Genomic DNA, 9,023 nt, shown 5'->3' on the forward strand with positions numbered 1-9,023 from the left:
GACGCCCTCGTGAAAGACGCGGACGGCAGCCGAGCAGCAAAGTTCACCCACAACGGCGAGACGTGGGTTGCACGCCTTTCGTATCGTGACGAGGGCGGACTGTTGCCACCGACCGGCGGGATAACTGGACCCCGCCGTGGAGGACCGCCTCCCGGAAGCGCGGACGCTCGAAGCGGCGGGTCTCCGAATCGCGGTGACCCACCACCAGCGCGGCGGCCCCACTGGGCTGTCGCTGTTCGGGCTCGAACGCGGCGCTGACCTCGTCGTGTCGGGACACACGCACCAGCCGTCGGTGACGCAGACAGAAGACGCAGTGTTGCTGAATCCGGGTAGTCACGCCGACCCGCGGGGGAACCCCGCGGCGCACGCCGAACTGTCCCCCATGGACGGTGGCGTGCGCGGCGAGATTCGAACCCGCGAGGGGAGCGTGCTCCGGTCGTTCCGTGTGGAGGGCCGGTAGTGTCAGCGGGAGAGCCAGGCTTCGGCAGCCTGTACCACACAGGTACGTGTCCCCCTACCAAGTAGGCGACGTTGACTCAAAGACGAATTTTAGCTACCCGAACGGCCCGAAACCGCGGCGCTCACTGCCTGACGTACCAGGCACCCGCGACGAGGCTGAGCACCACGACACCGCCGAGGAAGAACAACAGGCCCGCGGGAAGCGTCGCGATTCCCTCCCTGGTCGCGTCGACGGCTGTCTGTGCTGGCTGGTCGTTCTCCGCGACCAACCCCGAGAACTCGCTGGTCGTTCCCACAACGCCACCGGCGCTGTCGGCGTCGCTCCCCGGCGCCTGCAGGCCGGTGCCGAACAGCCGCTGGACGAGGAGGCTCACGACGCCGAGCAGGCCGAGCACGCCCAGCAGACTCGTCAACGCGGTCTGGACGGTCTTGCTCTCCTCCTCGTCGCCCGCGAACAACACCACGGGCGCGTCGGAGGGCGCGTACACGCTCATTTCGCGCCCTTTCGCGGAGTATCGCGTGTCGCACTCCTCGATGAGTTCGGCGTCCTCGAGCTTGCCGAGGTGGTACTGGGCGTTCTGGAGGGACGTCTCGACGTCCTCCGCGAGCTCCGACGGGGTCGCAGGGCGGTCGTGGAGGGCGGCGTACAGGTCGCGGGCGGTCCCCGAGGACAGCGCCGACAGCAGGCGGTCGGCGTCGTCGGAGTCGACACCGACCACTCGGGGTTCGCCCTCAGGGTCGTCGGCCTCCGATTTGGAGGGCAGCAGGCCGGACATAACATCGCCTTAGAGACGGAGTGCAATGAGTTTTATCTTGACACGCCAGGGGTCGACGGAAATACCGAACGAACTATCGTCGAAAACGCGCTCCACGGGCGGCCGTCCCGGGCGACCCGATTCGGCGACAGCCTCGCGGTGCTCGCCGTCAGCGCCGGCTCGGCGGCGGGTCGAACTGACGCGGCACGGAATCGAATCTGGCGCGGCACGCGGACGAAACGACTAATGGCCGGCGCGCGAACAGAGACGTATGGTCGAGTTCGGCCCCGAGTTCTACGTCGTCGCCGGCCTGATACTGCTGTTCGTGTTCTTCCTGTTCCTGTTCGTCCGGCGGACCCTGACCGGGTTCAAGGAGGGCTTCGAGAGCGGGAAACGGGACTAGAGCGCGCGCTCGACGGCCGCGACGGCGTCGTCGACGTCCGACGCGTCGACGTCGAGGTGCGTGCAAAAGCGGACGGTGTACTCGCCGAACCTCGACCCCGTCACGCCTTCTCGCTCACAGCGCTCTAGGAGCTCGTCCGCCGTCGACCCGGACGCAGCGGTGTCCACGAGCACGATGTTCGTCTCCGGCTCGGCGACCGACAGCCCCTCCAGTGCGTCGAGTCCCTCGGCGAGTCGCGTCGCGTTCTCGTGGTCGACGTGCAGCCGATCCCGGTTCTCCAGGGCTTCAAGACCCGGCGCGGCGATGATGCCGGCCTGGCGCATTCCACCCCCGAGGAGCTTCCGGATGCGCCTGGCCGCCCCCACGAACTCGGCGTCCCCCGCGAGCATCGATCCGACGGGCGCGCCCAGTCCCTTCGACAGGCAGAACATCACGGAGTCGACGGGCGCGAGCAGGTCCGCGGGGTCGACGTCCAGCGCCGTTGCAGCGTTGAAAACGCGCGCGCCGTCCACGTGAACGGGCACGCCGAGGTCGTGTGCGGCCTGCGCCGCTGCAGCGACCTCGTCGGCCGGCACGGGTACGCCCCCCTTCACGTTGTGCGTGTTCTCCAGGCAGAGCAGGCCCGTCCCCGCCCGGTGGAGGTCCTCCTCTACGAATCCCGACTGAACGTGTTCGGGCGTCGGTGCGCCGTTCGCCCCGCCGTTGTACGTCCGCACCTGGAGGTCGGAGTGCTGGGCGAACCCGCCGAGTTCGTACTTGTAGACGTGGCTCTGCCGTTCCACGAGGGCTTCCTGCCCGCGGTCCGTGTGAACGCGCGCGGCGATCTGGTTGCCCATCGTCCCGGTCGGCACGTAGAGCGCGGCCTCCGCGCCGACGACGTCGGCGGCGCGGCGTTCGAGCTCGTTCACGGTCGGGTCCTCGCCGTAGACGTCGTCGCCGACGTCCGCGTCCGCCGCGGCCGCCCGCATCGCGTCCCCGGGCCGGGTCACGGTGTCGCTTCGCAGGTCAATCACGAGCGGACGTCGGTGCTCGAACGTCAAAAGTTGGGGCGTCCCGGAAGCCGACAGCGTTGCGGGGCCAGCGGCGTTCCGAAACTGCCTTCCGGGCGTTCCCGCGAAGCCTTCCGTATGGACTCCCGCGTTCAGCGCCACGCTGAAATCATTGTCGACCGAGCCATCGACCTCCAGCCCGACGAGAACGTCGTGGTGAGCATGCCACCGGCCGCCGAGGACCTCCGCGTCGCTCTCTACGAGGAGATCGGCACGGTCGGCGCGAATCCAGTAATGCTCGCGCGCGGCGACCGCGGCATCGGCACCGACCGCGCGACCCGTGCGTACCTCCAGCAGGTCGACGCGGCGGACCTCGAGGAACCCGAACACCTCCTCAAACTGTTCGAGCACGCCGACGCCGCCGTCGTCGCCCGCCCGCACGAGAACGTCGCCGAGCAGAGCGACGTCAGCACCGAGATCGGGGCCGCGTACGCGGAAGCGTACCGAGACGTCCTGAATGCCCGCCTCGAGACAAAGTGGTGTCTCACGCACTACCCGGCGCCCGCCGACGCCCAGCTCGCGGAGCTGTCGACGGAAGTGTACGAGGACTTCGTCTACGACGCGATGCTGAAAGACTGGGACGCCGTGGAGGACCACCAGGAGCAGATGGTGGAGATTCTGGACCCTGCCGAGGAGGTCCGCATCGTCTCCGGGGACACGACGGACGTCACGATGAGCGTCGCGGACATGGTGACGCTGAACGACTGCGGCACGAACAACCTCCCCGCGGGCGAAGTGTTCACCGCGCCCGTTCCGGACTCCGTGGAGGGCGAGGTGCTGTTCGACAAGCCGGTCTACCACCAGGCCCGCGAGATTCAGGGCGCGTGGCTCGAGTTCGAGGACGGCGAGGTCGTGGACTTCAGCGCCGAGCAGAACGAGGCCGTCCTGGAGGGCATTCTCACGACGGACGAGGGCTCGGACCGCCTCGGCGAGCTCGGCATCGGGATGAACCGGGACATCGACCGGTTCACGTACAACATGCTGTTCGACGAGAAGATGGGCGACACCGTCCACATGGCGCTGGGCCGCGCGTACCCCGAGACGGTCGGCGAGGGCGTCGAGCAGAACGAGTCCGCGAAACACGTCGACATGATCGTGGACATGAGCGAGGACTCGTACATCGAGGTCGACGGCGAGGTCGTGCAGCGCGACGGGACGTTCAGGTTCGAAGACGGATTCGAGGAGTAGCGCGGCGCGATGGGTCGGCGCGTTTGGGGGTTGGGTTCGGAGTTGGATCGCAGTCGAACCGTGGCCTGCAAACTCGCGGTTTGCTGCTCCGACACGTGGTTAGGAGATTCTTAATTCGAGTGCGCTGCCACAAGACGTTTGACAGCATTCTTTCCCCTGGGTTCGGTCGGAACGCGCGATATCCGGGTCGTTGTGGCGTCTCTGGCGCTGGTATGTTATCAATTACCAACCCCTGTTTTAAGTTAATGGAATGTTTACCGTTGTGACGTGCCTAAGCTCGACTGCCCGGACTGTGACCGCGGTATCGCGATGCACGAACTCGAAACGCGAACTATCGCGCAGACCACGGGATTCGAGACGAGCTATCGCTGCCCGTTCTGCCGCACCGACTTCGAGGAAGTCAAACAGTTGATGTAGCTATCGTCGGTGCACACCCGGTCGAACCAGCGGTCTCGACCCGGGACCCGGGCACGACTACTCGCCGCCGCTCGCCCCCACGCAGTCGCCACGAAGAATCGGTATTCTTGGTCTGTAGTGCCTACTGGCTGGATTCGTCTCTACTAGTCGCGTCGCCTCCGTTTACTCGCGACCGCAATACGGGCACGAGGGGATTCGAACCGAAGGGAGACGGACCGCTCACTTCGCTCGCGGTTGCGACTTCCAGGGTTGCGACTCCCCTCGAACCGGTTCGCTTACTGCGTTCGCTGCACGGGCACGAGGGGATTCGAACCCCCGGCCGTCTGGTTAGAAGCCAGACGCTCTGTCCGAACTGAGCTACGTGCCCTCACCGTACCGTAGAGGCACCGCGAGTAAAAACCGACGGGTTGTGCTGCGGCCGCGGACGCCGGAAGTCGAAGCACACACGTACCGCGGTCACCTCTGTGCTCGTAATGAGAGTTATCGGTACCGTGGGGATGCCCGGCAGCGGCAAGAGCGAGGCTGCCGCCGTCGCGGAGGAACTCGGCGTCCCCGTCGTCATCATGGGGGACGTCATCCGCCAGGAGTGTCGGGACCGCGGCCTCGACCCGGCGGACCACCACGGCCGCATCGCACAGAAACTCCGCGAGGAGCGCGGCCCGGGCGCCATCGCGGAGCGCTCGCTCCCGATCATCCGCGACCACCTCGAGGACAACGACGTGGTGCTGGTCGACGGCATCCGGTCGGACGTGGAGGTCGAGCAGTTCCGGGACGCGTTCGGGGACGCGTTCACGCTCGTCGAAGTGTACGCGCCGTTCGAACTCCGCCGGAAGCGCATCGAGGGCCGGGGTCGGCCCGGGGACGTCGACGGCGAATCCCTGGAGGCGCGCGAGGAGCGCGAGCGCGGGTTCGGGATGGATGACGCAATCGAGGCGGCCGACCTCCGCATCGAGAACACTGGCTCCCTCGAGGCGTTCCACGAGCGCGTCACGGAACTCCTGACTGAGGCCGCAGACGCTGACCGCGACGAGGACGCCAGCGGCGACGATTCGAAATCCGCGACCGGCGGGGTGGAGCAGTCGTGAGCGACACCGAGCACGGCGTCCTCTACAGCGTCGACGTCCGCATTACCGCGCCGGTGCAGCCGACGGAGGTCACCGACCGCGTGGTCGAGACGGTGACGGGGCTGTTCCCGTCGGCGGACGTGGAAACGCGAGGAAATCGCGTGGCCGACGGTGCGGAGACGACGACTGGAGCGAGCGGGGAGGAACGACCCGCGACCCGCGTTGTCGCGGAGTGCCACGACGTGGAAGCGTTCCGCGAGCAGCTGTTCGAACAGCGCATCTTGGACACCGCTCGCAAGGAGTTCCTGCGGAATCGGACCGACAGCGGGTTCAGCTTCGACCTGAAGAAGCAGGCGGCGTACGTCGGGAAGGTGAACTTCTCGGTGGGGAGTCCGGACGAACTCGGCGACGTCCACGTCGAAGTCACTGTCCACGAGCCCGACGTGGCGTCGTTCATCAGCTACCTCGCGCCGGAAACCGAGGAGGGCGAACCCGTCGAGTCGCCCGAATAAGCGACGGGGCGACGAACGGCGGCGTCCAGCGCGGCGACCGGCTCACAGGACGACGAGGACGACCCCGCTCAGGACGACGATGCCGAGCACGAGCGCCACGAGCCGCCCCAGTCGCCTGGTGCCGAGCAGCCACGCGAGCGCTACCTTGACGAACGTGTTGGCGACCGCCGCGATGACGATGCCGGTCGTCGCCACCTCCGTGGAGACCGCGCCGTCTGCCGCGAGTTTGCTGAGCGTGATCGTCATCGCGTCGACGTCCGCGAGCCCGGAGAGGAACGCCGTCGCGTAGACGCCGGAGGCGCCGAACCACTCGTGGGCGGACTCGGAGACGAGCAACACGACCGCGAACACGGCGCCGAACACCAGCGCCGGCCCGAGACGGAACGGGTTCCGGAGCTCTTCGGCTTCGACCGCGTCCGACGACCTCGTCCGCCAGTACAGCACGCCGGCGGCGACCGCTCCGACCGCGGTCATCGCGCCGAGGGGCACCGCCACGCTCGGGAACAACTCCGGGTTGACGACCGCGACTTCGACGAGCGCGCGCGGGAACATCACGATCGACGCCGTGGCGACCGCGAACGCGCACGCCTGATGCAGCGACACGTTCTGCCTGGCTTTCTCCGCCATCGACACCGTCGTCGCCGTCGAGGAGACGAACCCGCCGACGACGCCGGTGATGGCGATGCCGCGTTCGGGGTCGAGGACCTTTCCGAGGACGTAGGCGACGGCCCCGAGGCCCGTGACGAAGACGACCATCAGCCACACGAACCGAGGGTTGAGCCCGTAGAGCGCGTCGACTGGCCGGTCGGGGAGCGCCGGGAGCACGACGAGCGCGACGAGGATGAACTTCGCGGACGCGAACCGCTCCTGTGCCTCGATCCGGTCGGCGAACTCGTGGACGGGGTCTTTCAGGGAGAGCAACACCGTGACGGTGCCACCGACGATGATCGCGACGACCACGCCGCGTTCCGAGTGCATCGTCACCGCGCCGAGCACGGTCACGACGAGCGCGGCCATCAGCGTCGTCAGACCGATGTCGCGCTCGTACCGGACTTTCCCGGCGTAGGCGACGGTCAGGGGCGCGGCGAGGACGGCGACCGCTATCGGGAGCGCGTCGGGGAAGAACGCGGCGACGAGCGCGCCGTACAGGGCGAACAGGGGGAACGTCCGGCTCCCCGCGAACGACCCGCCGGACTCGCTTTGCTCGCGTTCGAGGCCGACGAGCGCGCCGAGTCCGAGCGCGACCCCGAGGTGCAACACCACCGTCGTGAGCGGCGCGGTTCCCGGCTCTATCATCAGTTGTGGACCCGGCTGTCAAGCCGTATCTGAGCCTACGACGCAGACTGACTTAATGGCGGGCCCGCGCGTCGCCGTGCGCGGAACGGCGACGAGAACTGGCGGGGCGCCGGCGGTTACCCGAGCAGGGCGACGACGGTCACGCCGATGAACAGGACCTTCGCGGCGACGTTGACGGCGATGACCTTCGACCCGAAGCGCGCGCCCCAGATGCCGTACTGGAACGGGATCGAGCGCTTGAACGTGGAGACGGCGAACGAGACGATGCCGCCGACGAGCATCGTCGCGACGGCCTGCCGCGCGGTGAACGTCCCGGGGACCTGTGGCGCGATGAAGATCGCTCCCGTCGTCGTGTCGACGGCGAACGTGGCGACGGCGGGGACGCTCGCCGACGGCAGACCGACCGCCCGGGTCAGCGGTTCCGCGGCGGCCGTGTACTCGGTGACGTCCGCGGCGGTCGTGAGGTAGACGACGACCGTGTAGACGATGGCGAGTCGCGGGACGATGCGGACGAGTTTGGTCTTTGTCTCCGCGAGCGCGTCACGGACCGCCGTCCATCTGTCCGGGTCGTCGCCGCCGGGGAGGTCGACGTCCGAGTCGGTCGCGGGGGCGACGTTGCGCTCCGAGAGCAACAGCGCGCCGGCGAGCACGCCCGCCACCGTGATGGCGAGGCTGATGCCGGCGCGCGCGCCGACGTACATGAGGCCGACGCGGAGCCCGAGAATCGGGATGAGCACGGGCGCGTAGAACGTGAAGATGTGCTGGACGAACCCGAAGAACGTGTTGATGGTCACCGCGACCAGCGTGGCGCGGTCGTCGAGCACGCCGGCGTCCCGGTACTCCTTGAGCATGCCGTAGCCGGCGGTCGGCGACGCGGTCGTGGCGAGGATCGCGGTGCCGACTTCGTCCGGGAGGTTCGCGGGCCCGGTCAGCGGGCGCGCGAGGCCGGCGACGTACCGCACGGCGCCGAACGCCACCGCGAGGTTCGCGAGCGTGAGGCCGACGGCGATGGCGACGGCGACGACAGCGACCCGGGGGAGCACGTCCACGAGGAGCGCCGCGAGTTGCACACCCGCCCTTCGTACTCGGGCGAATTACGGGTGTCGGTCTCCTGACCGGAGCGCTGGCTGTCACACCGTCGCGCCGACGACCAGCAGGAAGACGACGACGCCGAGCACGTCGCAGGTCGTCGTCACGATGGGAATGACGACGTCGTCTGGGTCCAGTCGCAGCCGGTAGGCGGCGTACGTCGCGGTGGTGGCGATTGCGACGGCGACGACGGCCAGTAGGAGGCCGGACGCGGTTGCGACGAAGACCACGGTCACGAGGGAGAGCGCGGCGTCGCCGAGCGCGTACGCGCGAGCCACGCGCCCGCGCCGACCGCGGGGAACAGCGTTCCGGCGAGCGCGAACGTGGCGGCGGCGTTCCCGACGAGCGCGTCGTCGGTCGGGTCGAAGGACAGCGTGCCGAGGTGGAACGCCGTCGAGAGGCGGCTCGCGAGCACGCTGCCGAGATTCCCGGCGACGGCGATGATGCCGGGAACGAGCGTCAACAGCGACGGGTAGCGCGTGAGCACGGCCTTGCTGCCGTCCAGCACCAGGCCGCCCCAGAGCTCCAAGACGGTGAGCACGACCAGCAACGGGAACGTCGCCGCGACGATGGCCTCGATGGTCCACTCCTGGGACACTCAGACCACCCCGGCCTGGATGGCGATTCGCGCGCCCGCGAGCATCGTCGCGATGCCGATGACGTCGCCGGTCGTGGTGACGACGGGGCCGGCGAGCGCGTCGGGGTTGAGCCCGCGGCGGTAGCCGACGAAGACGGTGACGATGACGACGAACGTCAGGCCGAGGCCGGACAGGACGCCGGCGACGACGGGC

10 protein-coding genes, 1 tRNA gene and 2 pseudogenes are annotated in these 9,023 nt (G+C 68.4%); 6 read left to right on the forward strand and 7 right to left on the reverse strand.

The features are described from left to right. Positions 1–133: 133 nt before the first annotated feature. Positions 134–460 (forward strand): annotated as a pseudogene (locus tag GRX66_RS13350) (metallophosphoesterase family protein); the annotation flags it as partial. A 121-nt stretch (positions 461–581) separates the two neighbouring features. Here the strand turns inward: GRX66_RS13350 and GRX66_RS13355 are convergent. After that, positions 582–1,235 (reverse strand): ArsR/SmtB family transcription factor, encoded by a 654-nt coding sequence (locus GRX66_RS13355; protein WP_159527008.1) that lies wholly within the window; start codon positions 1,233–1,235, stop codon positions 582–584. A gap of 250 nt (positions 1,236–1,485) precedes the next feature. Here GRX66_RS13355 and GRX66_RS20340 point away from each other — a divergent pair, with 250 nt between their 5' ends. Then, positions 1,486–1,617, forward strand: coding sequence for a DUF7859 family protein (locus GRX66_RS20340; protein WP_267903089.1), 132 nt, complete (start codon positions 1,486–1,488; stop codon positions 1,615–1,617). Here GRX66_RS20340 and GRX66_RS13360 read toward each other — a convergent pair. Continuing rightward, on the reverse strand, positions 1,614–2,630 hold the full coding sequence (locus GRX66_RS13360) for a threonine aldolase family protein (RefSeq protein WP_325064111.1): 1,017 nt from the start codon (positions 2,628–2,630) through the stop codon (positions 1,614–1,616). The genes GRX66_RS20340 and GRX66_RS13360 overlap by 4 nt on opposite strands. A gap of 114 nt (positions 2,631–2,744) precedes the next feature. Between GRX66_RS13360 and GRX66_RS13365 the strand changes: the two genes are divergently transcribed. Both GRX66_RS13365 and GRX66_RS13370 read left to right on the forward strand, forming a co-directional pair. Next, positions 2,745–3,854 carry an aminopeptidase gene (locus GRX66_RS13365; protein WP_159527009.1) on the forward strand — a complete coding sequence of 370 codons (1,110 nt, stop codon included), beginning with the start codon at positions 2,745–2,747 and terminating at the stop codon, positions 3,852–3,854. A 267-nt stretch (positions 3,855–4,121) separates the two neighbouring features. Beyond that, positions 4,122–4,271 carry a hypothetical protein gene (locus GRX66_RS13370; RefSeq protein WP_159527010.1) on the forward strand — a complete coding sequence of 50 codons (150 nt, stop codon included), beginning with the start codon at positions 4,122–4,124 and terminating at the stop codon, positions 4,269–4,271. Positions 4,272–4,563: 292 nt separating this feature from the next. Here GRX66_RS13370 and GRX66_RS13375 read toward each other — a convergent pair. Then, a tRNA-Arg gene (locus tag GRX66_RS13375) sits at positions 4,564–4,638 on the reverse strand. A 106-nt stretch (positions 4,639–4,744) separates the two neighbouring features. Here GRX66_RS13375 and GRX66_RS13380 point away from each other — a divergent pair. Together GRX66_RS13380 and GRX66_RS13385 are read left to right on the forward strand one after the other, a co-directional pair. Next, complete coding sequence (locus GRX66_RS13380) at positions 4,745–5,356, forward strand: AAA family ATPase (protein ID WP_159527011.1); 612 nt, start codon at positions 4,745–4,747, stop codon at positions 5,354–5,356. Continuing rightward, a complete protein-coding gene (locus tag GRX66_RS13385) occupies positions 5,353–5,847 on the forward strand; it encodes an RNA-binding domain-containing protein (protein ID WP_325064112.1) in 495 nt (164 codons plus the stop codon). Before GRX66_RS13380 ends, GRX66_RS13385 begins: the two co-directional genes overlap by 4 nt. 42 nt (positions 5,848–5,889) lie before the next feature. On the opposite strand, the gene GRX66_RS13390 is transcribed toward GRX66_RS13385, so the two are convergent. The 4 genes and pseudogenes from GRX66_RS13390 to GRX66_RS13405 all read right to left on the reverse strand — a co-directional run. After that, positions 5,890–7,143, reverse strand: a complete 1,254-nt coding sequence (locus GRX66_RS13390; RefSeq protein ID WP_159527012.1) for an MgtC/SapB family protein — start codon at positions 7,141–7,143, stop codon at positions 5,890–5,892. Between the two features lie 116 nt (positions 7,144–7,259). Next, positions 7,260–8,213 (reverse strand): hypothetical protein, encoded by a 954-nt coding sequence (locus tag GRX66_RS13395; protein ID WP_233745521.1) that lies wholly within the window; start codon positions 8,211–8,213, stop codon positions 7,260–7,262. Positions 8,214–8,273: 60 nt separating this feature from the next. After that, positions 8,274–8,830, reverse strand: a pseudogene (locus GRX66_RS20575) (magnesium transporter). Beyond that, positions 8,831–9,023, reverse strand: a 193-nt coding sequence (locus GRX66_RS13405; RefSeq protein WP_201293017.1) for a magnesium transporter, incomplete at its 5' end; no start/stop codon positions are given. It lies immediately after the preceding pseudogene.

Source organism: Halobacterium bonnevillei, from assembly GCF_009831555.1.
In the GTDB taxonomy this organism is placed as follows: Archaea; Halobacteriota; Halobacteria; order Halobacteriales; family Halobacteriaceae; genus Halobacterium; species Halobacterium bonnevillei.